This is a genomic window from Devosia sp. Root413D1 (genome assembly GCF_001425235.1).
Taxonomy (GTDB): domain Bacteria; phylum Pseudomonadota; class Alphaproteobacteria; order Rhizobiales; family Devosiaceae; genus Devosia_A.
The window spans coordinates 265,621-292,118 of sequence record NZ_LMEA01000009.1; the positions used below are offsets into that span (position 1 = coordinate 265,621).

Consider the following 26,498-nt stretch of genomic DNA (forward strand, 5'->3'; position numbering starts at 1 on the left):
AGGCGTGACGTGCCGCATCGGAGGTGGCAGAAGCAGATCATCGAGCTTCGGGGGACAGGGTCATGGGAGCGCGTTTTGTGCATCTCTTGGCGTGCTTTGCGGTTTTGGCCTTGGCAAGTCTCCCCGCGGTCGCCGCGCCGACACTGCCCGACCTGTGCGAAACCGTTACCTTTGAGGGTGACGCGTTCATCGCCTGCACCGTCGATCCCGTGCTCCAGGACATCCGGCTGTTTCTGCACACGCCCGATGGCCAACCCTACGGGTCGCTCGAGAGCTTTGCCGCCGACGGCCCATCGGTGGTTTTTGCCATGAACGGCGGCATGTACCTGCCCGACCGCAGCCCGCAGGGGCTCTATGTCGAAGCCGGCGGGACGCTCGCCCCCCTCGTTACCGCAGATGGCGAGGGCAACTTCTATCTGAAGCCCAATGGCGTCTTCCTCGTCACCGCCGACCACCGGGCGCAGGTGGTGGCGACCGAGGCCTTCGTGGCCACGCCGGATCTCGCCTACGCCACCCAATCGGGCCCGATGCTGGTGATCGATGGCGCCCTCCACCCGGAGTTCTCCGACAACGGAACCTCGCGCTACGTGCGCAACGGCGTCGGTGTCCGCGCCGATGGCAAGGTGGTGTTCGCCATCTCGCTCGACGTGGTGAGCTTCGGCCGCTTCGCCCGCCTGTTCAGGGATGGCTTGTCATGCCCCGACGCCCTCTACCTCGATGGCTTCGTATCGGGGCTCGCCGATGACGATGGCGTGGTGGTGGGCGGGGGGCATGCTGCCGGGCCGATTGTTGCGGTGCTGCAGCGGTAGAGAGCCGGTCCCGCAGTCGGCGCACCCTCTCCCGCAAGCGGGAGAGGGACGCCGACTGCGAGCCTTGGCGGTAGCTGTCCTACCCGCCCAGCGTCTCGCTGGCGACGTTGATGTATTTCCGCCCAGCCTCGGCGGCTTCCTTCACCGCCTGCTTGATCTCGAGGTCGGCGCGCACCCGGGCGAGCTTGACCAGCATGGGCAGGTTCACCCCGGCGATCACTTCGACTTCGCGCTGCTGCATGATCGAGATGGCGAGGTTGGACGGGGTGCCGCCGAACATGTCGGTGAGGATCACCACGCCCTGGCCCTGGTCGGCGGCGTCGACACATTTGAGGATGTCGTTGCGACGCTCCTCCATGTCGTCATCGGGGCCGATGGCGACGGTCTCCACCATCTCCTGCGGACCAACCACATGTTCGAGGGCGGATTTGAATTCTACGGCGAGCGCCCCGTGCGTCACCAGAACCATGCCGATCATGCAGTATCCCCAAAGTCTCGCAGGTTCCGGCCGGGCAACAGGCTTCCCAGAGGAGCCGGGAGTCTTGCCCTTGGGCGGCCCTGATTCAAGTGGTTTTTTGTCGCGCCACCGGAGGCGGGGCGTTGACGGCGGCGATCGCCTCGCGGATCAGCAGCAACTGGTGCCGCGCGTCGATCACCCCGGCCCGCGGAACCGGGGCGCGGGGCAGGGTGGCACCGCCGAGTTCAGTGACCAATGCATCCTCTTCGAGCATGCGCTCCAGCGTTTCGACCAGGTCGATGACGAGGTGCAGCCGCGCCTCGGCGGCGAACGGTCGCCGGACGATGCCGCGGCCGCGCAGCTCGATCAGCCCCTCGATATTCGGCGCCGGCCGCATGCTGACCTCGCCGTTGCCGGCAACGATCACCACCCGGTCGTCCGAGACCAGCAGCGCTGGTAAGCCGCGCGCTTCCCATTGCTCGAGCAGGTCGAGGGCCAGCAGCGATTTGCCCGAGCCCGATGGGCCACGGAGGATCAGGCCGGTGCCGCCGAGCACCAGCCCTGTGGCATGGATGTTGAGGCTGTCGCTCACCGGCGCTTCTCGGCCGCCGCCCGCTTCAGCTTTACGGTGAACAGCGCGCCGCTGCGGTCGGAGCGGTTCTCGGCGGCGATGCTGCCGCCATGCGCCTCGACGATCTGCTTGGAAATGGCGAGGCCGAGGCCGGAATGATCGCCGAAATGCTCACCGTCCGGTCGGTCGGTGTAGAAGCGCTGGAAGATCCGGCTGATATCGCCGCGGATGCCCGGCCCCTCATCGGTCACCGTGATGGTGATGGTGTCTTCGCTGGTGCGCACCACCACCAGCACCTTGCCGCCCTCGGGCGAGAACGACACGGCATTGTCGATCAGGTTGTTGATCACCTGCGCCAGCCGGCTGTCATGGCCGAGCGCGATCGGCACGTAGCGGCTGACATGCTTTTCCAGCACCACATCGACCTTGCGGTTGGCCGCCACGTCCTTCTGGATGGAGACCATGGCGTCGGCCAGCTGCGCGATATCGACCCGCTCGGCGCTCTGCCGCGCCAGCTCGGCATCGAGCCGGCTGGCGTTCGAGATATCGGAGATCAAGCGGTCGAGCCGGCGCACATCGTGCTGGATGATGGCGTTGAGGCGCTCGCGATCCTCGGCGCGTTTGGCGCGCGGCAGCGTTTCGACCGCCGAGCGCAGCGAAGTCAGCGGGTTCTTCAGCTCATGCGCCACATCGGCGGCAAACCGCTCGATCGCCTCGATGCGGTTGTAGAGCGCCGAGGTCATCGAGCGCAGCGCTTTGCTGAGGTGGCCCACCTCGTCGGTACGGTCGGAAAAATCCGGAATTTCGGTGCGGCTGTTGACCGTCGAATGCACCCGCTCGGCAGCGCCGGCGAGACGGCGCAGCGGCCCGGCAATGGTGCCGGCGAGCAGCAGCGACAGGATCACCGTCACCGTGGCCGCAACCAGCGCAATTCGCAGAATGCCCCAGCGCTCGGCGCTGGCGATCTGGTCGATATCGCCGGGCTGGGTGGAGAGCAGCAGCACACCGACATTGGCGCGCACCCGCTGGATCGGCACCGCCACCGACACCACAAGCTGCCGCTTGGGGTCGATGCGGACGATCGCCGTCGGCGCGCCGCCCAGCGCCGCCGCCACTTCCGGGTAGCGCGTGCCCTCGTCGGCGCCGAACTCCTGGTATTGCGGATAATCGTCGCCCGGCAGCCAGTCGACAAAGGCGTTCCACCAGTCGCTGAGGAAGAAGCTGCCATTGTCCTGCGGCTTGGTGATCTGCCGCAGCACCTCGCCGCGCGCATAGAGGTTGGCGCTGTCGAGGATGAGCAGGCCCTGCTGGTCGTAGATGCGGGCTCGGGTGCGGGTCGGGGTCACGAGGTTGCGGAGCAGCGGCGCCACGCGCTCGGGATTAACCGGGAATTCGAGGCTCGGATCAAAGAAGCTGAGCGGCGAGACCACCTCGCTGCCTTGCAGCTCGATCAGCCGGTCGGGGTTCACGGTGATGACGTCGCTGTCCACCGTGGCGTCGCCCGCGATCGCCGCGGCGATGATTTCGCCTTGCACGCGGAGGCTCTGCACCCGCGCCTCGATCAGCCCGGTGCGCCACTGGTTGAGGAACAATATGCCGATCACCAGCACGGCGAGGCCGGCAAGGTTCAGGACGATGATGCGGCGCGCCAGGCTCGAGAAGATCGTAAGCGCCAGCGCGCGCTGGATCTGCTTGATCGCCGCGAGCACGACGGTACCGACAGCCCCGGCGATCCGGTTGAGCTTCGGCATGATGCCGACCTCCGCGGATGCGGGCTTGGAACCCGGCAGCTCCTCTTCGGTGACGGCCAATTGTCCTCTTACTGCTCCTTGAAGCGGTAACCTACGCCGTAGAGGGTTTCGATCATCTCGAAATCGTCGTCAACGGCTTTGAACTTCTTGCGCAGCCGCTTGATGTGGCTGTCGATGGTGCGATCATCGACATAGACCTGGTCATCATAGGCCGCATCCATCAGCGCATTGCGCGATTTCACCACGCCGGGGCGCAGCGCCAGGGCCTGGAGGATCAGGAACTCGGTGACGGTCAGCGTCACCCGCTGGCCCTTCCAGGTGCAGGTGTGGCGCTCTTCGTCCATCACCAGCGAGCCGCGCTCGATCAGCGCCTTGCTCGGCGCGGCCTCGGCGCCGGGATTTGCCCCGGCAGCAGCGGGGTCGCGCGGCGCGGCGCGGCGCAGCACCGATTTCACCCGCTCGACCAGGAGGCGCTGGCTGAACGGCTTGGTGATGAAATCGTCGGCGCCCATCTTGAGCCCGAACAACTCGTCGATTTCCTCGTCCTTGCTGGTGAGGAAGATCACCGGCACGTCGGATTTCTGGCGCAGCCGGCGTAAGAGTTCCATACCGTCCATGCGCGGCATCTTGATATCGAGGATGGCGAGGTCCGGCCGGTCGGCGGTCAGACCTTCCAGGCCCGAAGCCCCATCGGTATAGGTGGCGACCTGATAGCCTTCGGCTTCGAGCGTCAGTGACACCGAAGTCAGAATATTGCGGTCGTCGTCCACCAGTGCGATCTTGGGCATTGAGCTCCCTTTCATCCAACTCTCGCTGCGCGATTCAGCATCGCGCCTCGAATTGTGGCGAGCATTGACTGCCACAATTGCGCATAAATAAGGCGCGTCGCCAATGATTGCCAGCATGCCGCACTCAACCGAAGTCGCAGGACTTCCGTCTTAAGCCGGATTTCCCGATGGGCGAGGGGCCCTATACGGCCGTAACTCATGGTCATTCCAGACCGAGGGTAACGGCCATGGCGCAGCGTATCGACGACAAGATTCACCTGGAGCTCGCAACGCGGATCGGGGCTTTGGCTCATGTCCGTTGGGACGAGTTGCCCCCCACGCTGGTGGAAACCGCGCTCGCCGAGGGCGAGGGGCGGCTGGCGGCCGGCGGGGCGCTGGCAGTCTCCACCGGGGTGTTCACCGGCCGCTCGGTGAAGGACAAGTTCATCGTCCGCGATGCCATGACCGAGCATCAGGTCTGGTGGGACAACAACCAGCCGATGGCGCCTGAGCAGTTCGAAACGCTGCTCGCCGACATGGTTGCGGCCACCGCCGAGCGCACCCTGCACGGCCAGCACCTCCTCGCCGGCGCCGACGAGCGGCAGCAGCTGCGGGTCAGCGTCATCACCGAGACCGCCTGGCACGCGCTGTTCATCCGTAACCTGTTGATCCGACCGGAAAGCGTCGGCGGCGCCACCGACGTCACCATCCTCCACCTCCCGAGCTTCACCGCCGATCCGGCCCGCCATGGCAGCCGCAGCGGCACGGTGATCGCGCTCGATATGGCGCGAAAGCTGGTGCTGATCGCCGGCACCGCCTATGCCGGCGAGATCAAGAAATCGGTGTTCTCGCTGTTCAATTTCCATGCCCCGTTCGCCGGCACCATGCCGATGCACTGCTCGGCTAATATCGGCGGCGATGGCGATGTGGCTTTGTTCTTCGGCCTCTCGGGTACCGGCAAAACCACGCTGTCGAACGATCCCGAGCGCCTCTTGATCGGCGACGACGAGCATGGCTGGACCGCCGATGGCGTGTTCAACCTCGAGGGTGGCTGCTACGCCAAGACGGTGAAGCTCAGCGCGACGGCCGAGCCGCAGATCCACGCGGCGACGCAACGCTTCGGCACCGTGCTCGAGAATCTGAAGCTCGATGACAACCTGGTGCCGCTCTACGACGACATCTCGCTCACCGAGAACACCCGCGCCGCCTACCCGCTGGAAACCCTGCCGGCGGTGGCGCCGGGCGGTGTCGGCGGCAAGCCCCGCACCGTGGTGTTCCTCACCGCCGACGCATTCGGCGTCTTGCCGCCGATTTCGAAGCTCACCCCCGAGCAGGCGGTGTTCCATTTCCTCTCGGGTTACACTGCCAAGGTGGCCGGCACCGAGCGCGGCGTCACCGAGCCGGTCGCTACCTTCTCGGCCTGCTTCGGCGCGCCGTTCATGCCGCTCCATCCCACCGTCTATGGCCGCCTGCTCGAGCAGCGGCTGGAAGCCTCGGGCGCCCGCATCTACCTGCTCAACACCGGCTGGACCGGCGGTGGCTACGGCGTCGGCAAGCGCATCGACATCGCCACCACCCGCCGGCTGCTTGACGCGGCGCTCGCGGGCGAGCTCGAACGCGCCGAGCTGCGCACCGAGCCGCTGTTCGGCATGCAGGTGCCGCTCCGCGTCGAAGGCGTCACGCCCCGCGCGCTCGACCCCCGCGCCAACTGGGCCGACGTCGCGGCGTATGATGCCGCAGCGGCCAAGCTGCAGGATTTGTTTGCTACGAACTATCGGAAGTTCGAGCCGGTGTCGGTCGCGGCGGAGTAGGGCCGCGATTGCTGAGTGTGACAGTCCCCGCGTCAGCGGGGATTGTTGTTTCTGGGGGCACGTGGCTCCCCACGACCCCCTCTCTGGCGAAAACTAAGGACTTAGCTTCGCTAAGCCCAAGTTTTCGCTTTCTCCCCCGCCGAGGGGGAGAGGGAGCGTGAGGCGCTGACGGTGCGAAAGCTGCTTAGTCTGCGAACTGAGCTACCGGCATCCTAGCACGAGCCTCTCCGCCATCTCCCCCCTTGCGGGGGAGAAAGCGATTTCTTGGGCTTAGCTTCTTGGCTAAGCCTTAGAAATCGCAAGAGAGGGGATGCGGAGCCACCGGACCTCCCGACAGCTGAGCACCTCCCCCGAAAATGAAAAAGGCCCCGTTCAGGGCCCATTCATCCGGTGACTGCTAGGTCTCAGTTTGTCGAGTAGAAGACGTGCGAGCCGATGGCGGCGACGCGGTTGAAGGTGTGGGACCATTTCGGCGCCACTGCCGTCGTGTGGTAGAACAGTACCGAGGCCGGCACCACGCCCGGGCGCTCGCCGCGCTGGAATTCGTAGAACGCGTCTTCTGCCAGCTTGATCGACCGGTTCCAGGCCGAGCGCTCGCGACCCAGATCCGAACGACCGTCGCAGGCGAAGGTGAACTGGCACTTGTAGCGGCCCTTGTCGGCGTTCTGGAACACCACGCCGCAAATGGTCGAGGGATACTTCTTGCTCATCGCCCGGTTGATGATGACGTTGGCGACGGCCAGCTGGCCCTCGCGGCTTTCGCCACGGGCTTCGTGGTAGATCGCCTGGGCGAGGCAGAGCCGTTCGCCGTCGGCCAGCTTCACCCGCTTGGTGGTCGGCACGAAATCGGCCTTGGCATAGCTGGAGAGCACGGCTGAGGTGAGCGCTGGCTTGTCGGAGATATCGACGCTCTCGATCGCGTCGAGCGCCTGGTTCTGCCGCTTGGCGATATAGCCCATCAGCATGGCTTCGGTCAGTTCCGCCTTCGGGGCCGGAACATCAAAGCCTTCAAAATTGTCGAGTTGCTTGCGGCGCTCCACATAGGCCTGCAGCACCTCATTGGTCAGCTGCGGCTGCGCACTGGTCTGGAACTGCTCGCGCTTCAGCGCCACCGTCTGGGTGATGGCGGCGGGAACCACCGTCTCGTCGACGAGTTCTTCAGCGGACGACGGAGCAAAGGTCACCAGCAGCACCAGTGCTGCTGCGGCGAACGCCAATGCATGCGTGAAAACACGCATCGCTGGTGCGATCGACCCTGCTCGCAATCCGCCTACCTTCCCCCGATGCCGCCCCCGAGGCAGCCCCAGTTGTCTAGTTACCCTTGCCCGGAACGTAGCCGAGCTTGGGTGACGATGGAACCCAGAATTTACAGTTACTTAACCATGAATGTTAGGTTGCTAATTTGAGGTTAACGGCTCTCCCTCCGGGGTGAAAGCCCTGATTTTACTGAGTTTTGGAGGTGGGTAAGGGGGTGTTGCGGCAATCGATAAAAGTTAATCGATCCGAATCGTTGCGCGAACGACACAGTTTTTACGCCCCTTGCGAGGGCGTGAATTAACCTGGCGATTCCAGCTGGACTTGGGGGCCGGTCAGCCCTGGGCGAACGCCGCAGTCCTCAGATCATGGAGACTGTGCATCACCGCGACGCAGAGCGCGCTGATCTCGTCCGAGGGGGCGACGATGTCGGGCACCATGATGGTCTGCAGCCCTGCCGCATGCGCGGCGCGCACCCCGGTATGCGAGTCTTCCACCGCAATGCAGAGGCTCGGGTCGATCCCCAGCCGCTTTGCCGCCATCAGGTAGGGCTCGGGATGCGGCTTGGGGTTGACGACGTCATCGCGCGTCACCACCGTCTCGAACATCGACAGGATCCCGGCGCCGCCAAGGTGGCCCAGCGCGTGCGGGGCCCGTGATGAGGTGGCGACCGCCGCCGGGATGCGACGCGCCTTGAGCTCGGCGAGCAGCTCGTGCACGCCGGTCTTCACCGGCACCACTTCGCTCATCTTCTCTTTCATCAGCACCCGGCACTTCTCGTCGAAGATGGTGTAGGGAAAGCTGACCCCATAGGCCTCGACCAGCAGCCGGTTGGTGGTCTCGTGGCTGGAGCCGACCATGGCGTGGTGCACGGTCTCGGTCATCTCGAAGCCGAGCTCACCGCTCACATCCCAGACGATCTGCTTGAACACCATCTCGGTATCTAGCAGCGTGCCATCCATATCGAAGACAATGGCGGAGAACGGGCGGAGCGGAGCGGTCGGAACGGTCGGGGACATGTCGGGGGATATAGGCAGATTTCACTCCCGCCGCTACCCTTGGCTTCAACCACCGGCGACGACCTGCTATGAGCCCAGCGATGACCGTGTTCGATCCCTATAAGGTGCTTGAAGTCAGCAAGGCCGCCCGCCCCGCCGACATCAAGCAGGCTTACCGCCGCAAGGTGCAGCTCGCTCACCCCGATCGGGGCGGCGACCCCGAGCACTTTGTCGTGGTGGTCCGCGCCTTTGGCCTGCTCTCCGATCCCGACTCTCGCCGGCTGTTCGACGAGACGGGCATTATCGACGACGAGGCCGTGACCAGCTATCGCCGCGAGGTGGCGGCGATCCTCGCCGACATGTTCGATGCGGCGGTCGAAACCGCCATCGCCACCCGGCTGAAGCTCGAGAATGTCGATTTCATCGCCCAGATGTCGGCCGCCGTGCAGACCGGCCTCGCCGATGCCCGGCTCTCCATGGCCCGCACCGACACCGAGATCGGCGCCCTGCAGACGCTACGCGCCCGCATCCGCCGCACCGACGAAGACCGCAACATCTTCGCTGAACGCCTCGACGCCCAGGTCGCCGCCAAGGCCGAACAGCACCGCACCATCAAACGCCGCGTCGCCATGCTGGAAACGGCGCTGGCGGAGCTGGGCAATTACGAGAGCGAGATCGAACTGATCGCAGCGCTGGAGGCTGAGGGGTAAGGGGCTTTGCGCCCCGTGGCGGCTCCGATCTAGCTACCCCACCGAATGTCATCCCAGCGAAAGCTGGGACCCATCTATCCGCCGGCGCGGGCTGCGAGTTGGGTCCCAGCTTTCGCTGGGATGACACCGAGTTTGGGTAGGGCGCGGTGGGCTTATCTCACCAGGTCTGCGGTTAGCGGATCCTCCACCCCGTCATAATACCGCTCCAGCACCCGCCGGAACGGAGCCGCATCCTCCGCCGCATGTGCGAACAGCGTCATTGACGATCTGAGCTTCACATCGTCGGGCGAGCCGAAGATCTCATGCGCCGTCTTCCCGGCAATCCCGCCGACGATGTCAGCACATTCGACCAGCCGCGCGCCCAGCACCGGATGCGCCAGGTAGGCTCGCGCCTCCTTGAGATCGGCAATGCCGAAGCGCAAAGCCGTGGCGCTACGGCCGAGCGCCTTGAGCTGCGGGAAGATGAACCACATCCAGTGCGTCTGTTTCCGCCCGGCGCGGAGCTTGGCCAGCACCTGGGCGTAAACCGGCTCCTGCGCCGTGACGAAATGCTCGAACATGCCTCGAGCCTAGCACGCGCCAAACCCCCGCGGATTGGAACTCCCGACCCCGGCCGAAGTTTTTTCATCACCCATGTCGATTCCCGATTTCGCCGCTCGTCGTGAAGTCAGAAGGCGCGAGGGACGCGCCGACGACAACAGGAGAAACGACCATGAAGACCGCCCTTCTTGCCGCCGCCTTTGCCCTCGGCTTTGTCGGCTTTGCCCAGGCCGAAACCGCCAAAATCAACGGCCTCGACATGTACTACGAGGTGCATGGCGAGGGTGAACCGCTGGTGTTGCTGCACGGTGCCTATATGTCGGTCGACAGCAACTGGGCCGGGCTGATCCCGACCTTGGCCAAGGACCACAAGGTGATCGCCGTCGAGCTGCAGAGCCACGGCCACACCAGCGACCGCGACACCCCGATCACCTATGAGGGTATGTCCGATGACGTGGCGGCGCTGCTCGACGAACTGAAGATCGACAAGGCCGCGCTGTTCGGCTTCTCGATGGGCGGCGGCGTCGCCATCCGCTTCGCCATCGATCACCCCGAAAAGGTCACCCGCATCGTCGCCGCGTCCGCCGGCTACAAGTATGACGAGGAGACCATGGGCCCCGATTTCATGAAGATGATCGAGGGGATCACGCCGGAGATGTTCGCCGGCAGCCCGTTCGAAGGCGAGTTCAAGCGCCTGAACCCGCACCCGGAGAATTTCCCGCTGCTGGTCGACAAGCTGAAGCAGCTCGACCTCAACACTTTCGACTGGTCGGCTGATTTCGCCAAGATCAGCGTGCCTTCGCTCTATATCTACGGTGACGCCGATATCGTCGGGCTCGACTATATTTCGAAGCACCACCAGGCCGCCGGTGGCCTCGTCAACGGCGACATGGCCGGCCTGCCCAAGACCCAGCTGCTGGTCCTCCCCGGCACCAGCCACATCAACGTCTTCTTCAACCCGGCCAACGTCGAAATCATGAAGGCCGTGGTCCCGGCCTTCCTGAAGCAGGAACTCCCGGCCAAGCCGAGCTTCCCTGGCTGATCGACGACGGAATGAGTGTGAGGCCGGCGGGAAACCGCCGGCCTTCTTTGCTCGATCCCGCAGTCGTCACCCTCCCCCTCGCGGGGAGGGATCAAGGGTGGGGGGTGAAACACACTCAGTTGCTTCGTCGGCCCCTGGCCAGGGCGCAACATTTGCGCCCGCGTGGCCGTCGTCACCGTCACTGCTGACAGCCTTTGTCAGCATGCCCCAGGCAAACCTTGTCACATCAGACAAGGAGACCCCCGATGAGCACCATCGCCACCTGTTACTGCGGCGGCACCCGCATCGAGCTGCCCGAGGCGCCGACCGAGGCGACGCAATGCACCTGCACCTGGTGCACCAAATCGGGCGGCCTCTGGGCCTATTACGATGTCGGCGGCCCGCGCATCCTCTCGGACACCTATGGTGCGGTCTATTCCCCGGTCAGCCCGCTGCACGAGCACCACTTCTGCACCCGCTGCGGCTGCACCACCTACGGCGTCAGCCCCGATTATTCGCTCGAGGACACCGCGGTTCCGGAGCGAAAGAAAATGGCCATCAACGTCAAGATCCTCGACGATTACCAGCTGATGCAGTCGCTGCCGGTGAACGTCATCGACGGCCGCAACCTCTGGTAGCCGAAACGACAACGGGCGGCCGAAGCCGCCCGCTGAATTTCTGTCTCTAACCCGTCCGGATCGGCTACTGCCGACCGCGAGGTCAGAAGCCCCAGTTAAGACCGACCGTGACCTGATGGGCAGTGATGTTGAGCGGGCTGGGTGGCGCCAAGCCGAGGGTGTAGTCGGCATCGCCATAATCGCTGTAGCGATAGGCCAGGTCGACCGACAGGTCCTCGGTGGCGGCGAACTCGACGCCGGCGCCCACCGTCCAACCGACATGGGTGGCGTCGTCGCCAAAACTGGGGCCCAAAACCGGCACAGCCTCGACGCTGTTGTGTGCGACGGCCAGACCCGCTGTCAGGTAAGGCAGGAAAGCACCGCCGTCGAAGCCGATCCGGCCGCGCAGCGAGCCTTGCCAGTCGACCGTCGAGGTGAGGCTGCCAAACCCCGGCTGGGTAAGCGTCTCGGTGAGGTCGGCCCAGGCGATGTCGCCGACGACGCCCAGCACGATGCCGTTATCCAGCGTGAAATTGACGCCGGCAGCGACGCCAAGCAACCAGCCCGCCGGCTCAGGGAACTGCGCGCCGGGCGGCGCAATGTCACTGCCGAGCTCGGCCCAGCCATAACCGCCGAACACGCCGATAAAGGCGCCATCCCAGTTGCCGCTGGCCTGGACCACGCCGGCCTCAACCGGGGTATCGATGATGAGATCGGCCGCCGAGGCCGAGGAAATGGCCAGCGCCGAGGCGCCTGCAGCCAGCAGAAGCACAGTTTTGTTCATTGGAGCCCACCGCAAAGAATAATCAGTATGCAATCCCAATGGCATAGCCGCGCCCCGAACGGAAGCGCGGGGAGCGCGAAATTCCAGTTTCGCGGAGGCTTGATAACGTAAGCATCACGACACGCGGAACGATCAGCGCTCGATGTAGCAGTCGTCACCCTCCCCCTCGCGGGGAGGGATCAAGGGTGGGGGGCGAAGCACGCTCGATTGGTGCGTGGGCCCCTTCCCATCAGGGGATGTACTTGGCATCGCGACCGTAGCTGCGGAGCGAAACCCCGTTCCATCCAGCGCGCGTCGCCCCCCACCCTAGCTTCGCCAGGTCGCGTCGCTCCCGGCTGCGCTACCCTCCCCGCGAGGGGGAGGGTGACCGGTGCATCACCTCAGTGCCGCGTCTTGCCGTCCTCTTCTTCCTCGAACAGCTCGGCATTGGCCGCATCGGCCGACAGCCTCACTTTGTCGCCCTCGACGGCGGCCACCAGGATGCCCGGCACATAGTGGTGATGCCCCTCATGGCTACCGCCCGGCGCCTCGGCCTTAGTGAGCTTGATCCGCCCACCCTCAACCCGATCCACAATCCCCACATGCACCCCATCGGCGCCGATGACTTCCATATGTTCGCGGATACCCGAAAGGTTCGACATGACACTGCTCCTTGGTTGCTGGAGCAGGGGGAACGCATGGGGGCGGGGATGGATGCTGTGACAGGTGACATCGAGGTAGCGGTCACCGGTCGTCCATATATATTGTGGCGATCGTCTGAGTCTCTCATGTTACTCGCAACAAAGAGGTTGATGTGAATCCGGTAATTCGTGCGCAACTACGTGAGTTTGCGAAAGCGAACTCGATTACGAGCGAGGGTCAGGACACTCAGTTCGAGATCTACTCGATCTTCTCAGTTGTAACAGGTTTGCTGGGAGAGAGCATCGACGCATACGAAGTGCACCTTCCGGGAGACGAGTTTGGTCTAGATGGTGTTTCGATTATCATCCAGGGCGAGGCGGTGCGAAACCGACAAGACGCCGAGGAAAAGTTGGCGACGATCAACAACCCAACACTTGAGTTTTTGTTTTTCCAAGCCAAAACCGGAACGGCCTACGACTACGGTGACGTCTCTCGCTTCTACGATGCGGTATCCGGTTTCTTCAGCGGCGATCTGAAGGGGGAGAGCCTGGCAATTGACGATTGCATCGATGCGATGAACGCAATTTACGAGCAGGGCGTAGGAAAGCGTAACCCCAAGATTAGCTGCTACTACATGACGACAGGGAACTATGAGTCACCAGCTCGCATCGAGAAGTTGCGCAAGGCCTTCAGAAGCGAGCTTGAGGAGATGAACATTTTCGACCCACAGAACATTTCCATCGAGTTCGTTGGGGCGAGGGAATTGCAGCAATGGTATCGCGCAGCGACGAGCGCCGTTGACGTGGAGATCGACTTTCCCCGTAACGTTGTCATGCCAGACAATAAGCACGTCGAGGAGGCCTACATTGGTTACATCGACGCCGCCAACCTTATGGATTTGTGTACCGTAAAGGATGCCGACGGGAACGTCATAGGGCTCAACCGTGCTGTATTTTTCGATAACATCCGTGACTACGATCCGAAGTCAAAGATAAATACGAGCATAAAAGGTATCGTTACGTCGGATGGTGGTGAGGAGTTTGTTTTTCGAAACAACGGAATTACAGTAGTATCAAAGAGCATCGACAGAACAGGAGATAGATTCAGGCTCGAAGACTTTCAGATTGTTAATGGTTGTCAGACAAGTAATATCATATTTGATCTGGTGCACGGGTCTGGAGGGGAGCCGGGCAATCCTCTCCTGGCAACGCAAATTCAGGTTCCGTTTCGCCTGATTGGCTCGAGGGATGACGAATTTGTTTCGTCAATCATTGTCGGAACAAATCGACAGAACCCTGTTCGCGACGAACAATTCTGGGCGCTTCGGCCATTCATGAAAAGTTTCGAAGAATATTGCCGAAATTTGGACGATGAAGAGATCATCTATTTTGAGCGTCGGGACAATCAGTACAGGAATCAAGACGTCGAGAGAACGCGTGTCATGCAGCCATCGGTCTTGATGAAGGCCGTTGCTGCCGGCCTGTTGTTCCAGCCGCAACGAGCCGCCAGAGACTATCGAGGCATATTGTCGGAGTACGATAAATCCATCTTCTTGGATGACCACGATGTGCGAGTGTATCACGCTGTAGCGTATATGTACTATAGACTCGAGTTTCTATGGCGAAATCAGAAGTTGCCCAACAGCTACAAGACGTTCAGATATTACATCCTGTCGGGCATCGGGATGAGTGTTACGGACTCAACCGATGTGTTTGGAATGAAGAAGAACAAGATCGTCGGAGTAGCGGAAGAAATGATCCGAGTTTGCCGCGATGAAGATGACATGAAAGCGTTGATCAATCGCATCGTCGCGATCATGGAGCAACGTCTCACCGAAACTGGCGTCACCACTCAGGAGCGTATCCGAGATGCGATACGATCTGAAACGTTTGCCGCCACATTCAAGGAACGGCTGGCGGCCGAGTTTGCTTCGGAATAGCCGCAGTGCCGTTTGATGCGATGTGTGACCCGCTTAGCTGACCACGGCCACAGCGCGATCCAGACTGGTGCGAGAACATAGGGTTGCAGCCATGTCCACCCAACTCTCCACCGTCGACTACCTCCTCGAACAGCTCGCCTCGGCCGGCTCCGTTTCCGCGCGTAAGATGTTCGGCGAGTACGGGCTCTACTACGACGGTAAGATCGTTGCGCTCGTCTGTGACGACCAGTTCTTTTTGAAGCCGACGTCGGAGGGGCGGGCGTTTCTCGGCGAGGCGGTGGATGAGCAGCCGGCTTACAGCGGCGCCAGGCCGAGCTTTCGGATTGACGGCGAGCGCTGGGACGATGCGGAGTGGATGGCCGAGCTGGTGCGGGTGACCACTGTGGCGCTGCCGATGCCGAAGCCCAAGGTGAAGAAGAAGGGCTGATCGCTGTAGGGCAGCTGCGGCTGGTGCTCAGGCGGTCGACCCTGGCTCGATCGGCACCCTCCCCTTGACGGGGAGGGATGGGGAGGGGTGTGCGGTACGCTGGTGGCCGGCGGTCAGGCACTGAGCCCGCCTCGCCCCCCACCCAAGCTGCGCTAGGTCGCGTTGCTCCCAAGCTGCGCTACCCTCCCCGCGAGGGGGAGGGTGTCCTGACTGATAGCCCGGTGCGCGCTAATGCGCCCCGTCCCAATCCCTCGCCGCGTGCGCGTCCACCTTGATCGGCACGGTCAGCCGCACTGCCGGCTCCGACGCGTTTTCCATTGTCTTGACGATCACCGGGATCACGCCGTCTTCCTTGCCTTCGTCCACCTCGAAGATCAGTTCGTCGTGCACCTGCAGCAGCATCTGCGCATCTGAGCCGGCGGCTTTCAGCGCTGGTTCCATGCGGATCATGGCGCGGCGGATGATGTCGGCGGCAGAACCCTGGATCGGGGCGTTGATCGAGGCGCGTTCGACGAAGCTGCGCTCGGCCGGGTGTGAGCTGTTGGCGTTGGGGAAGTTCACCTTGCGCCCGAAAATCGTCTCAACATAGCCGTCGGCCTTCACCTTGCGGCGCTGCTCGGCCATGTAATCCTGGATGCCGGGGAAGCGGGCGAAGTAGGTCTTGATGTACTCCCCGGCTTCCGAGCGCTCGATGCCGAGCTGGTTGGCGAGGCCGAAAGCCGAGATGCCGTAGATGATGCCGAAATTGATCGCCTTGGCGCGGCGCCGCACTTCCGAGGGCATGCCCTCGACCGGCACGCCGAACATCTCCGACGCCGTCATGGCGTGAATGTCGAGCCCCTCCTCGAACGCATCCTTCAGCGCCTGGATATCGGCGATGTGGGCAAGGACGCGGAGCTCGATCTGCGAATAGTCGGCACTGATCAAGGTCTTGCCCGCCGGCGCGACGAAGGCGGTGCGGATCTTCCGGCCATCTTCGGTGCGCACCGGGATGTTTTGGAGGTTCGGATCGTTCGAGCTCAGCCGCCCGGTCAGCACCGAATGCTGCGAATAGGTGGTGTGGACCCGGCCCGTACGCTGGTTGATGTAGCTCGGCAGCGCATCGGTATAGGTGCCCATCAGCTTGGTCAGCTGGCGCCAGTCGACGATGGTGCGGGCGAGCGGGATGCCCTGCGTCGCGAGGTCTTCGAGCACGTCGGCGCCGGTCGACCAGGCGCCGGTCTTGGTCTTGGTGCCACCAGGCAAGCCCATCCGGTCGAACAGGATCTCGCCCAGTTGTTTGGGCGAACCCAGGTTGAAGTTGGAGCCGGCGAGCTCATAGGCCTCGGCCTCGAGGGCAGCGGCCCTTTGCGCGAAATCACCGGAGAGGCGCGAGAGGATCTGCCGGTCGACGGTGATGCCGCGGCCTTCCATGCGCGCCAGCACCGGCGCCAGCGGCCGCTCGATGGTCTCGTAGAGCGTGGTCATGTTCTCGGCCACCAGCCGCGGCTTCAGCACCTTCCACAACCGGAAGGTCAGGTCGGCATCCTCGGCGGCATACTTTGCTGCGTCGGCGATCGGCACCTGCGCAAAAGTCTTCTGCGTCTTGCCGCTGCCGAGCAGCTCCTTGATCGACATGCCGGCGAGACCCAGCCAGTGATCGGAAAGCTCGCCCATGGTGTTGAACTGCGGGCCATCGAGCGAATAGCTGAGCAGCAGATTGTCGTCGAACGAGCGCACCTCGATGCCGTAGCGGGCGAGGATGCCGAGATCGTATTTGACGTTGTGGAAGATTTTGAGGATCGAGCGATCGGCGAACAGCGGCTTGATCTGCTCGAGCGCCGCCCGGAGGTCCATCTGCCCCTCGGCCATGCCGCCGCCCAGCAGGTCGCCGTGCCCCTCGGTGTGGCCGAGCGGCAGGTAGGCGCCATTGCCCGGCGCGGTCGAGAACGAGATGCCGACGAGATCGGCGGTCTGGTTGTCGAGCCCGGTGGTTTCGGTGTCGGTGGCAACGATCCCCTCGGCATAGGCCGCATCGATCCAGCGTTGCAGGTGCGCCGCGTCGCGGATGATCTCGTATTTCGAATGATCGAGCGGGATCGCCTTGATCTTTTCGTGCTCGAGCTTGGCATGCAGCACCGGGGCGGAATCCGCCCGGCCCTCGGCCGATTGCCGCGCCGCGCGCGCCTCGGCCCGGGCATTGTTGTCAAAGCCCACCGGCTCGGCGGGCTTGGCCGCCAGTTCCGGATCGGCCGGCCACGCCTCGGGGTCGGCATCGAGCAGGGTACCCAGGCGCTTCGAGATGGCGAAGAATTCCATCGCCTTAAGGAACGGGAACAGCTTTGCCGGCTCCACCGGCTGGCGCACCAGGTCCTCGAGCGGCAGCTCCACCGGCGTCTCGCGGTTGAGCGTCACCAGGCGCTTCGAAATGCGGGCCAGCTCGGCATTGGTCTCCAAGGCCTCGCGACGCTTCGGCTGCTTGATCTCGGCGGTGCGGCTCAAGAGCGTCTCGATATCGCCAAAGGTGTTGATCAGCTCGGCGGCAGTTTTCACCCCGATGCCGGGAACGCCCGGCACATTGTCGACCGCGTCACCGCAGAGCGCCTGCACCTCGATCACCTTATCCGGCCCGACGCCGAACTTGGCGAACACCTCGTCCGAGCCGATCCAGCGCAGCGGCGGCTGGCCGGGGCGCGGAATGGTGTCGAGCAGCCGCACCGAGCCATCCGGCTCCACCAGCTGCATCAGGTCCTTGTCGGACGAAACGATCGTCACCTTGCCGCCGACATCCTTGGCGAGCGCGGTGTAGGTGGCGATGATGTCGTCGGCCTCATAGCCTTCCATCTCGATCGACGGCAGCCCGTAAGCCCGGGTCGCGGCGCGCGTCAGCGGGAACTGCGGCACCAGCTCTTCCGGCGCCGGCGGCCGGTGCTGCTTGTATTCGGCGTAGATCTCGTCGCGAAAGGTCTTCGACGAATAGTCGAAGATCACCGCCATATGGGTCGGCGCGTCGTCGCCCGAGAGATCCTCGCTGAGCTTCCAGATCATGTTGCAGAACCCGATCACGCTGCCCACCGGCAGCTTGTCGCTCTTGCGGGTAAGCTGCGGCAGGGCATGGAAGGCCCGAAAGATGAAGCCTGAGCCGTCGACGAGAACGAGATGCATGAAACGATTCCGGATGGTCGGGGCCGGACCTTAGCCGAGAAGCCGCTGGGGATGAACCCTGACGAAGGCTGACACGGAGCAGTCCGGCGCCGCTGCAGCTGCTCCCGATTGTAATCGCCCTGACGCGCACCATGTCTAGGCTACCGGTCGGGCCGGGAGGGGGAGATAACGATGCGGGCAGCTGTCTATCGGTCGTTCGGCGGGCCGGACGTGGTGCGGGTTGAGGAGTTGCCCAAACCGGCGCCGCAGGCCGACGAGGTGCTGGTGCGCGTCCATGCCTCGACGGTGAGTGTCGGCGACTACCGCATGCGGACCCGCGACCTGCCCAAGGGGCTCGAATTCTTCGGCCCGCTGACCATCGGCATCTTTGCACCGCGCAAGAAAATCCTCGGCATGGATTTCGCCGGCGTGATCGAGGCGGTGGGCGCCGGCGTGACGCGCTTCAAGCCGGGCGACGCGGTGGTGGGCCTCACCGGCATGAAGTTCGGCGGCCATGCGGAATATGTCACGCTCAAGCAAACCGAGGCGATGGTGCTCAAGCCCGAGGGCTGGAGCTTCGAGGATGCCGTGGCGCTGGTGTTCGGCGGCCACACTGTCGCCGAGTGCATCCGGCAATGCCCGATCAGGCCCGGCGACGAGGTGCTGGTCAACGGCGCTTCCGGCGCCGTCGGCACCTCGGCCGTGCAGGTGGCGAAACACTTCGGCGCCGTGGTCACGGCGGTGACCAGCGCCGGCAATGCCGAGCTGGTGCGCTCGCTCGGCGCCGACTACGTGATCGACTACAAGGCCGAGGATTTCACGAAGAACGGCAAGCAGTACGACGTGATCTTCGAGTGCGTCGGTAATGCGCCGTTCGAGCGGGCCGAGCCCGCGCTGAAACCCGGCGGGACGCTGCTGCTGGTGATCGTTGACCTGAAGGGCATGCTCGGCGCCGGCAAAAACAGCCGGCGCAGCGGCAAGCGGGTGATCCCGATCAGCTTCAAGCCCAGGCCGGAGGATGTCGCCTTCGAGATCGAGCTCGCCAAGGCCGGCGCATTGCGGCCAGTCATCGACCGGATTCATCAGCTCGATCAGGTGGTTGAGGCGCATCGTCACGTCGATACCGGACGCAAGCGCGGCAGTGTCGTGCTGCAGCTGGCAGGATAGATGCTTCGCCCCGCAGATCGTGGCAATCCAGAGTCCGTCAAGCCATTGCCCGATTTGCGTCGCTTTCGGGACAGACTTTCCACAAGCTTGTTAATCATTGTAAGGGCCATGAACGGGGCATTCGACGAGCTTTCGCGTCACTCGGCGCGTCGGCGAAGGGCGACAACTCAGCAACTTCTGGTCCGTGTCGGTGCGCCGGCAATGGCAGTGCTTGGCATTGGCGCGATCGGCGCAGTGCTGCTCGGCTTGCAGTGCGGTGGATTGGACCAGTGCTTTGCCCGCAAGGCGCCCGTGGCCGCCACCAGCGTGGCACCCGTGCCCGTCGCGGCCGAGGCCTCGCTCGGCCCGGCCCCTGTCGCACCCGTTGCGACGGCTCCCGCGGCCCCTGTCGCATCGACCGTGGCGATGACCACTGCGCCGGAGGTGCCGGAGGGCGTCAAGCGGGCGCAGCGGGTCGACGCGATGATCGGCGATACCTTCGTGGCGCTCGCTTCCGATGACGAGGGCTGGCTCGCCGGCGCCGCCGCCAACGCTGCCGCCGACCCCGAGACTTATGCCGAGGGCGATGGCGCCGGCCCGCCAGTGCAGGACGAGACCGCTGTCGAGGCGGTGGACGCCGTTGCCGGCGATACCACGAAGCCGCTGGAGCGCCCGACGCCGCTCGATGTGGCGGCCTTCGCCGAAGCGCCCACCGAGACCGCCGCGACCGTCAAGGCCGAGGCTGAGCGGAAGCTCGCTGAAGTGGCGAAGTCTGAGCCCGAGCCGATTGCCGAACCCGAGCCGGAACCGGCAAAGGAACAGCCTGCCGCCGAGCCGGAAGCCAAGCCAGAACCCGCACCCGCCAAACAGGAAGCGGCCGCCTCCGGCGATTCCCGCACCGTTGCCGGCTCCGGCGTCAATGTCCGCTCCGGCCCGGGCAAGTCGAACGGCCGGGTGTTCGGCCTCGCCGGCGGCGAGAAGGTGACGGTGAGCGAAAACCGGCGCGGCTGGCTGAAGATCACCGACGACCAGGGCCGCACCGGCTGGGTCTATAAGGATTACCTGAACTAGCAGCCAGAGGGCACGCGGCGCCGCGCCGTCGTCGGCAGCGAGTGCCTTCTCCCCCTGTGGGAGAAGGTGGCCGAAGGCCGGATGAGGGGTTCTCTCCGCGTACACCGTCGCTCGTCGCTTACGCTCCGAGCGCGCTACACTTCGTTGCGCGGACCCCTCATCCGGCGCTGCGCGCCACCTTCTCCCACAAGGGGAGAAGGCAAACCGGTGCCCGCGCCGGCCGGGGTTGCCCGCCGCTTCCGCCCGTGATTAATTCCGCGTCCTTCACAGCCCTCCCATGGAGATCGCAATGCCCCGAGTCATGTTCATCGAGAAAGGAGCCCTTCCCCAACTTGAGAACGTGACGCGCAATGCGAACACTGAACCTTGGGATTCTGGCGCATGTCGACGCCGGTAAAACCTCTCTGACGGAACGGCTGCTCTACGCAGCCGGTGTCATCGACCGCCTCGGGAGCGTCGATGGCGGCAATACCCAGACCGATACAATGGCGCTGGAGCGCCAGCGCGGCATCACCATCAAGGCTGCCGTGGTGTCGTTCGTTGCCCATGATACGACGATCAACCTGATCGATACCCCCGGCCACCCCGATTTCATCGCCGAGGTCGAGCGGGTGCTGAACGTGCTCGATGGCGCGGTGCTGGTGGTCTCGGCGGTCGAAGGCGTACAGGGCCAGACCCGCGTGCTGATGCGGGCGCTGCAGCGGCTCAGGATCCCCACGCTGATCTTCATCAACAAGCTCGATCGCGCCGGCGCCGACCCGGACCGGGTGCTGGCGACCATCCGCCGTCGGCTGACCCCGGATATCGTGCCGATGGGCATGGGGCAGGGGCTCGGCACGGCCGCCGCGGCATTCGCCCCCTTCGGTCCCGACGACAAAACCTTCCGCGACACCCTCGCCGAATGTCTCGCCGAGCACGACGAGGCGGTGCTGGCCGCCTATGTCGACAACCGCCACCTGCCTTACCACCGGCTACGCGGAGCGCTGGCGCAGCAGAGCCGTGCCGGCCGGCTGCATCCGGTGTTCATGGGCTCGGCCATATCGGGGGCCGGGGTGGAGACGCTGCTGTCAGGCATCGCCGAGCTGCTGCCCGCCCCGTCTGCCGAGCTGGAGGCGCCGCCCTCCGGCAGGGTGTTCAAGGTCGATCGCGGTCCGGCCGGCGAAAAGCTCGCCTATGTCAGGATGTTCGCCGGCGCCCTCCATAACCGCGAGCGCCTGCAGCTGCGCGGCGAAGACGCCAAGATCACCGGCGTCGAGGTGTTCGAGCGCGGCGCCGTCGTGCGGCGCGATCGGGTGGTGGCCGGCGAAATCGCCCGGCTGCGTGGCCTCGATGTGCGGATCGGCGACAGCATCGGCATCTCGCCGCGCCCGGCAGCGCAGCACTTCGCGCCGCCGACGCTCGAAACGCTGGTCGTGCCGGTCGCGGCAGCCGATCGCCGTGCCCTGTGGACGGTGCTGGGGCAATTGGCCGAGCAGGATCCGCTGATTAACCTCCGCAAGGACGATACACGGCAGGAGATATTCGTCTCGCTTTACGGCGAGGTGCAGAAGGAGGTGATCGAGGCGACGCTCCTCACCGATTACGGCCTCGCGGTAGCGTTCCGCGAAACCACCATGATCTGCGTCGAGCGCCCGCTCGGCACCGGCACGGCGATCGAGCAGATCTTCAAGCCGCCCAACCCGTTCCTCGCCACGGTCGGCATTCGCGTCGCGCCCGGCCCGGTCGGCTCGGGCCTCGATATCAGGCTCGAGGCGATGTTCGGCGCCATGCCGGTGGCATTCTATGAAGCCATAGAAGCGGCGATTGGCGAGACGCTGCGGCAGGGGCTGATGGGCTGGCAGGTGACCGACGCGATTGTCAGCGTCACCGATGCTGGCCACAAGGCGCCGATGAGCGCCGCCGGCGATTTCCGCAACCTGACGCCGCTGGTGCTGATGGAGGCGCTGCGGCTGGCCGGTACCGCGGTGTGTGAGCCGATCCACAACTTCCTCATCGATGTCCCAGCCGAGGCGCTGGCGGCCGCGCTCTCGGTGCTGGCGCGGCTCGATGCCTTGCCGGGCCAGCCGGTGCTGGAGGGCGTGAGCTATGTGGTTGAAGGCGAGATCGCCGCCGCCCGGGTGCACGAGCTGCAGCAGCTGCTGCCCGGGCTGACCCATGGCGAGGGCGCCCTCGAAACCAGCTTTGCCGGTTACCGCGCCGTGGCCGGGCCAGTGCCCACCCGGCGGCGCTCCGACAACAATCCGCTGAACCGCAAGGAGTACCTGCTGCATGTGCTGCGGCGCGTCCCGACCAGTGTCGGCGAAACCTAGCGGGGATCGGCAGGCCGGCGGCATTTGAGGAAAATGCCGCCGGAACCTTTTGGCCGGATGCGACTTGAGCTGCGGCGCTTTCCGAGGCGCCAGTCGACCTAACCTCCGACCGGGCCGGGAGGCGATATGGAGCTGACCCATGGCGCGGTCCGTTCACTCTCTCCTCTGGTTCGCCGGCACGCTCATCGCCGCTGGTTTCATCATCACCGCCGGAGCCGTATTCACCGTCGAACGGCTGGCCGAGGCGGTCGCCGCGGCGCCGGTGAAGTCGGACGTGCGGCCCAGCTATGTGGCCTCCCTGCCCAGGGCCGCTGCCACCGACCTCGATATCGCGAAGTTCGTTGCCGTGACGCCGGTCACCGCGGCGGCCGCAACGGCCACGGCGCCTGAACCGCCAACCCTGACCCACGAAGTGGTGGTGAAGTCACTCTGGGTGCGCGCCGGGCCCAACAAGCGCAGCGCCAGGGTCGTCGCCCTCGAGCGAGGCGCCCGGCTGTCGGTTTCCCGGATCGAGGGCAACTGGACCCTGGTCAGTGGCCCCAATGGCGGACGCGGCTGGGTCTACTCCGATTACATCCGGCCGGCGGGCACCAGTTACTAGCCCAGCAGTTCGGTCACCTGCTCGTCGCCGAGCTGGCCGAAGTGCCGGTAGTGGAGGCTCACCGCGAGGAATGGCTCGGGCGTCTTGAGGCAGACCAGCATATCCGCCTCCTGCGCCAGCTGCTCGATCACATCGGGCGGCGCCACCGGCACCGCGAGGATGATCCGGGCCGCGCCGTCAAAGCGCAGCGCCCGGATGGCGGCGCGAGCAGTGTTGCCGGTGGCGACGCCGTCATCCACCACCACGCAGGTGCGTCCGGCCACCGGGATCGGCGGCCGTCCGTCGCGCCACAGCAGCCGTCGGCGCTCGATTTCGGCAAGTTGCCGCTCCTGCTGGGCCTCGAGGTAGCCTTGCGATGCCCCGGCCAGACCCAGCACGGCCTGGCTCACCACCAGCTGCGGATGCGCTCCTTCGGCCACGGCGCCGATGCCATATTCCTCGTGCCCCGGTGCGCCGATCTTGCGCACCAGCAGCAGGTCGAACTCGGCGCCAAGCGCCGTCGCTACCTCACGCGCCACCGGCACACCGCCGCGCGGCAATGCCAGGATCAGCGGGTTGTCGAGGTGAAGCGCCTGAAGCTCGGTGGCCAACGCCCGGCCGGCCTCGTGTCGATCGGTGAAACTGGGCTCGATGCCATGCTGCGTGAACATGCCCGTGCATCCGGATGGACGACTGCGATTGGAATAAACGCTCGCTGGGGCGAGGTGGTTTCACCAATGCCCGCCTGAAATGTGCAGCCATGTTCTCGATTTGCGGACTCACGCGATGTCATCCCAGCAAAAGCTGGGACCCTCGGCGAGGGCTCTGCCCTCGTCCGGTGCCGCCCGCACCAGCTGATGGATGGGTCCCAGCCTTCGCTGGGATGACAGCCGGTGGGTGGGAGAGTGCTACTGGCGATCCCGTCCGGCGCCGCGACCGCGTTCGACCTGGTTAGCCCGTACCCGATGCACAAAAGAAAAGGGCCGGTCTCCCGGCCCTCTATTGTTGTATCGAGACCTGGTCTTACTCGACCTGGCCGATATTGGCGGGGCTTTCGCCCGGCGACAGCAGGTATTTCCAGATCGCCGCGCCGATGGCGGCGCCGATCAGCGGCGCCACGATGAACAGCCAGACCTGGCCGAGCGCGCCGTTCTGCGCAAAGATCGCCGCGGCGATCGAGCGGGCCGGGTTGACCGAGGTGTTCGACACCGGGATCGAGATCAGGTGGATCAGCGTCAGGCTGAGCCCGATGGCGATCGGGGCGAAACCGGCCGGCACCGCCTTGGCAGTGGAGCCGAGAATGACGATCAGGAAGAACGCCGTCAGCACCACTTCCGCAACCAGCACCGCGGTGAGCCCATAGCCGCCTGGCGACAGCGTGTCGTAGCCGTTCGAGGCGAAGCCGCCCGGCGTATAGCCGGCGACGCCCGAGGCGATGATGAACAGTACAGCCGCGCCGGCAACGCCGCCGATCAGCTGCGCCACCCAGTATGGCACCAGATCCTTGTAGGCAAAGCGGCCGGCGATCGCGAGGCCGAGCGACACCGCCGGGTTGAAATGCCCGCCCGAAATGCCGCCCACCGCATAGGCCATGGTAAGCACCGTCAGGCCGAATGCCAGCGACACGCCGACAAAGCCGATGCCGACATCAGGCACCCCTGCCGCAAGAATGGCGCTGCCGCATCCGCCGAATACAAGCCAGAATGTGCCGAATGCTTCGGCCGATAGTCTTCTGAACATAACCAAACCCTCTCAGGAGTCGTTCCCACGCCTCACTGTTAGGCGCTGTTGTAGCGCCGGTGAATCGCCGCACCCGGGTTTTGCACCACTGTTGTGCTGGGTGAGGACGAAAAACGTAGCCTGTGCAGGCGTCTGCGTGTCGCGCCGGGTGCTGCCGGGTTAAGCTTAGGCCCCGAAAACGTTTACGTGGACTTTAGCTGCGCTACAAATGCGGACGCCAGAATTCAGCTTTTCCGAAGCTCGGCAGTGGATTTTCCTATTTAGCTCAAAATAGAACAAATCGATGACTATCGTTATCACCGTAGATGGTGCGCAAATTACACTGCCGAATTAGGTAACGACCCGGTTACTGTGCATTGTCAGGCTTCTGTCAGTCGTGCTCTAATACTTATGTGGACGCGATTCGAGGGTACGGGGATGAGCCCCGTTACCTACTGGTGCCGGTACAGATCGGCAACAGCTTTGGCCTGCAACCTCAGGTGGCAAAGTGGACAGACTTGCGGACTCGATACCCTATCGGCCCTATCTCAATAGAGATCGGCTGATCTATCTAACGCACCCGGAAGCACGGATATCCAAGGCACTGTGCGACGAGTTCATCGCGCAGGGCTTCCAGGTTTCCATGGTGCCGGACGTGATGGCTCTGACGAGGCTCATGGCGCTCAGGCGTCCTGATCTGGTGCTGATGCCGCTGTGCGGCGAGGAACGCGACATGGCGGACGCGCTCGAGGCGCTGAACGCCATCCGCGGCCAGCACCTGGGCATTCATACCTTCCTTCTGGCGCCTCCCGACGTACGTGCTGAAATGGTGGTGGCCGCCATGAAGCACGGCGCCAGCTCAGTGTTTTCCCCGCCCTATGCGCCGGTTGAACTGGCTGTCGCTGCGCAGGAAATCTTCCGTGGCGACATCCATGTCGAACAGGGCAAGGATGGCCCATCCACCGTGACGGTGAAGGGCTTCGGCACGCTCACCTATCGCGAGCGGCAGATCCTGCAATATGTCGTCGATGGCCGCACCAACAAGGAGATCGCCGTCGATCTCGGCCTCTCCTACCGCACGGTCGAGGTGCATCGCCGGCACATCATGGAAAAGATCGGCGCGCGCAACACCGCCGAACTGGTTCGGCTCGCCATCGAGAGCTGAGTGCTTTCAGGGAAAGTTGTAAGACTTTTCGAAAGTGCGGCCAGACGGGAACTGGGCATCGTCTCGACGAAACTGAAGATGCCCCGAGACAAAATGCTCCCCGCAGGACGCGAGGAGCGCCAGCAGCGCCGCCCCCGCGCTGCCCGGCTCCACCGGGTTGTTGCCTGCCTCGAAGCAGCACCTTTCGTTCGCGATGGCTCCCGAACGGACGTGAGGCTTTTGCAGCAATGACGCCGGTGGTTCCGTTTTCCGGTGCCTGAGCCAATGTGCCCTCAAGGACCCCCTCTCTTGCAAAAGGGCGCATCCGG

Annotated in this window: 24 protein-coding genes; 12 read left to right on the forward strand and 12 right to left on the reverse strand. The window is 64.3% G+C overall.

What is annotated here, in order from left to right:
- Positions 1 to 110: 110 nt before the first annotated feature.
- Complete coding sequence (locus tag ASC89_RS13310; protein ID WP_244488461.1) at positions 111 to 809, forward strand: phosphodiester glycosidase family protein; 699 nt, start codon at positions 111 to 113, stop codon at positions 807 to 809.
- A 79-nt stretch (positions 810 to 888) separates the two neighbouring features.
- Here ASC89_RS13310 and ASC89_RS13315 read toward each other — a convergent pair whose 3' ends face one another.
- The 4 genes from ASC89_RS13315 to ASC89_RS13330 form a co-directional block, all read right to left on the reverse strand.
- Positions 889 to 1,287: a PTS sugar transporter subunit IIA gene (locus ASC89_RS13315; protein ID WP_055876237.1), complete on the reverse strand. Its 399-nt coding sequence runs from the start codon at positions 1,285 to 1,287 to the stop codon at positions 889 to 891.
- Between the two features lie 85 nt (positions 1,288 to 1,372).
- On the reverse strand, positions 1,373 to 1,858 hold the full coding sequence (locus tag ASC89_RS13320; protein ID WP_055998537.1) for an HPr kinase/phosphorylase: 486 nt from the start codon (positions 1,856 to 1,858) through the stop codon (positions 1,373 to 1,375).
- A complete protein-coding gene (locus tag ASC89_RS13325; RefSeq protein WP_082533387.1) occupies positions 1,855 to 3,588 on the reverse strand; it encodes a sensor histidine kinase in 1,734 nt (577 codons plus the stop codon). Before ASC89_RS13325 ends, ASC89_RS13320 begins: the two co-directional genes overlap by 4 nt.
- Before the next feature lie 68 nt (positions 3,589 to 3,656).
- Entirely contained in the window at positions 3,657 to 4,376 is a 720-nt protein-coding gene (locus ASC89_RS13330; protein ID WP_055876245.1) for a response regulator transcription factor, read from the reverse strand.
- Positions 4,377 to 4,603: 227 nt separating this feature from the next.
- Here ASC89_RS13330 and pckA point away from each other — a divergent pair, with 227 nt between their 5' ends.
- On the forward strand, positions 4,604 to 6,166 hold the full coding sequence (gene pckA / locus ASC89_RS13335; RefSeq protein ID WP_055998541.1) for a phosphoenolpyruvate carboxykinase (ATP): 1,563 nt from the start codon (positions 4,604 to 4,606) through the stop codon (positions 6,164 to 6,166).
- A 404-nt stretch (positions 6,167 to 6,570) separates the two neighbouring features.
- Here the strand turns inward: pckA and ASC89_RS13340 are convergent, their stop codons facing one another.
- Both ASC89_RS13340 and ASC89_RS13345 read right to left on the reverse strand, forming a co-directional pair.
- The gene (locus ASC89_RS13340; RefSeq protein WP_055876251.1) at positions 6,571 to 7,404 is read right to left on the reverse strand and encodes a cell wall hydrolase; all 834 of its coding nucleotides are present in this window, start codon (positions 7,402 to 7,404) and stop codon (positions 6,571 to 6,573) included.
- Positions 7,405 to 7,755: 351 nt separating this feature from the next.
- Entirely contained in the window at positions 7,756 to 8,439 is a 684-nt protein-coding gene (locus ASC89_RS13345) for an HAD family phosphatase (protein WP_055998543.1), read from the reverse strand.
- An 80-nt stretch (positions 8,440 to 8,519) separates the two neighbouring features.
- Here ASC89_RS13345 and ASC89_RS13350 point away from each other — a divergent pair, with 80 nt between their 5' ends.
- The gene (locus ASC89_RS13350) at positions 8,520 to 9,128 is read left to right on the forward strand and encodes a DnaJ domain-containing protein (protein ID WP_055876256.1); all 609 of its coding nucleotides are present in this window, start codon (positions 8,520 to 8,522) and stop codon (positions 9,126 to 9,128) included.
- Between the two features lie 152 nt (positions 9,129 to 9,280).
- Here the strand turns inward: ASC89_RS13350 and ASC89_RS13355 are convergent, their stop codons facing one another.
- Positions 9,281 to 9,688, reverse strand: a complete 408-nt coding sequence (locus ASC89_RS13355) for a DUF1810 domain-containing protein (protein WP_055998545.1) — start codon at positions 9,686 to 9,688, stop codon at positions 9,281 to 9,283.
- A 152-nt stretch (positions 9,689 to 9,840) separates the two neighbouring features.
- On the opposite strand from ASC89_RS13355, the gene ASC89_RS13360 reads away from it, so the two are divergent.
- Positions 9,841 to 10,710: an alpha/beta fold hydrolase gene (locus tag ASC89_RS13360; protein WP_055998547.1), complete on the forward strand. Its 870-nt coding sequence runs from the start codon at positions 9,841 to 9,843 to the stop codon at positions 10,708 to 10,710.
- Positions 10,711 to 10,955: 245 nt separating this feature from the next.
- Positions 10,956 to 11,327 (forward strand): GFA family protein, encoded by a 372-nt coding sequence (locus ASC89_RS13365; protein ID WP_055998549.1) that lies wholly within the window; start codon positions 10,956 to 10,958, stop codon positions 11,325 to 11,327.
- An 82-nt stretch (positions 11,328 to 11,409) separates the two neighbouring features.
- On the opposite strand, the gene ASC89_RS13370 is transcribed toward ASC89_RS13365, so the two are convergent.
- Positions 11,410 to 12,090, reverse strand: coding sequence for an outer membrane protein (locus ASC89_RS13370; RefSeq protein ID WP_055998551.1), 681 nt, complete (start codon positions 12,088 to 12,090; stop codon positions 11,410 to 11,412).
- 380 nt (positions 12,091 to 12,470) lie between these two features.
- Entirely contained in the window at positions 12,471 to 12,731 is a 261-nt protein-coding gene (locus ASC89_RS13375; protein ID WP_055876270.1) for a DUF2171 domain-containing protein, read from the reverse strand.
- A gap of 152 nt (positions 12,732 to 12,883) precedes the next feature.
- Between ASC89_RS13375 and ASC89_RS13380 the strand changes: the two genes are divergently transcribed.
- Together ASC89_RS13380 and ASC89_RS13385 are read left to right on the forward strand one after the other, a co-directional pair.
- Positions 12,884 to 14,650, forward strand: a complete 1,767-nt coding sequence (locus ASC89_RS13380) for an AIPR family protein (protein ID WP_055998553.1) — start codon at positions 12,884 to 12,886, stop codon at positions 14,648 to 14,650.
- Between the two features lie 91 nt (positions 14,651 to 14,741).
- Positions 14,742 to 15,077 (forward strand): TfoX/Sxy family protein, encoded by a 336-nt coding sequence (locus tag ASC89_RS13385; protein WP_055998555.1) that lies wholly within the window; start codon positions 14,742 to 14,744, stop codon positions 15,075 to 15,077.
- Positions 15,078 to 15,305: 228 nt separating this feature from the next.
- Here ASC89_RS13385 and polA read toward each other — a convergent pair whose 3' ends face one another.
- Positions 15,306 to 18,221, reverse strand: a complete 2,916-nt coding sequence (gene polA, locus ASC89_RS13390; RefSeq protein WP_055998557.1) for a DNA polymerase I — start codon at positions 18,219 to 18,221, stop codon at positions 15,306 to 15,308.
- Between the two features lie 171 nt (positions 18,222 to 18,392).
- Here polA and ASC89_RS13395 point away from each other — a divergent pair, with 171 nt between their 5' ends.
- The 4 genes from ASC89_RS13395 (at position 18,393) to ASC89_RS13410 (ending at position 23,327) form a co-directional block, all read left to right on the forward strand.
- On the forward strand, positions 18,393 to 19,367 hold the full coding sequence (locus ASC89_RS13395; RefSeq protein WP_055998559.1) for an NAD(P)-dependent alcohol dehydrogenase: 975 nt from the start codon (positions 18,393 to 18,395) through the stop codon (positions 19,365 to 19,367).
- A 201-nt stretch (positions 19,368 to 19,568) separates the two neighbouring features.
- A complete protein-coding gene (locus ASC89_RS13400) occupies positions 19,569 to 20,417 on the forward strand; it encodes an SH3 domain-containing protein (RefSeq protein ID WP_055998561.1) in 849 nt (282 codons plus the stop codon).
- A 350-nt stretch (positions 20,418 to 20,767) separates the two neighbouring features.
- Positions 20,768 to 22,726, forward strand: a complete 1,959-nt coding sequence (locus ASC89_RS13405; protein WP_055998563.1) for a translation factor GTPase family protein — start codon at positions 20,768 to 20,770, stop codon at positions 22,724 to 22,726.
- 139 nt (positions 22,727 to 22,865) lie between these two features.
- On the forward strand, positions 22,866 to 23,327 hold the full coding sequence (locus ASC89_RS13410) for an SH3 domain-containing protein (RefSeq protein WP_055998565.1): 462 nt from the start codon (positions 22,866 to 22,868) through the stop codon (positions 23,325 to 23,327).
- Here ASC89_RS13410 and ASC89_RS13415 read toward each other — a convergent pair.
- On the reverse strand, positions 23,324 to 23,977 hold the full coding sequence (locus ASC89_RS13415) for a phosphoribosyltransferase (protein ID WP_055998567.1): 654 nt from the start codon (positions 23,975 to 23,977) through the stop codon (positions 23,324 to 23,326). The genes ASC89_RS13410 and ASC89_RS13415 overlap by 4 nt on opposite strands.
- A 352-nt stretch (positions 23,978 to 24,329) precedes the next feature.
- On the reverse strand, positions 24,330 to 25,046 hold the full coding sequence (gene aqpZ, locus ASC89_RS13420; RefSeq protein WP_055998569.1) for an aquaporin Z: 717 nt from the start codon (positions 25,044 to 25,046) through the stop codon (positions 24,330 to 24,332).
- A gap of 487 nt (positions 25,047 to 25,533) precedes the next feature.
- On the opposite strand from aqpZ, the gene ASC89_RS13425 reads away from it, so the two are divergent.
- Positions 25,534 to 26,190 carry a response regulator transcription factor gene (locus tag ASC89_RS13425; protein ID WP_156384615.1) on the forward strand — a complete coding sequence of 219 codons (657 nt, stop codon included), beginning with the start codon at positions 25,534 to 25,536 and terminating at the stop codon, positions 26,188 to 26,190.
- The last annotated feature ends 308 nt before the right edge of the window (positions 26,191 to 26,498 follow it).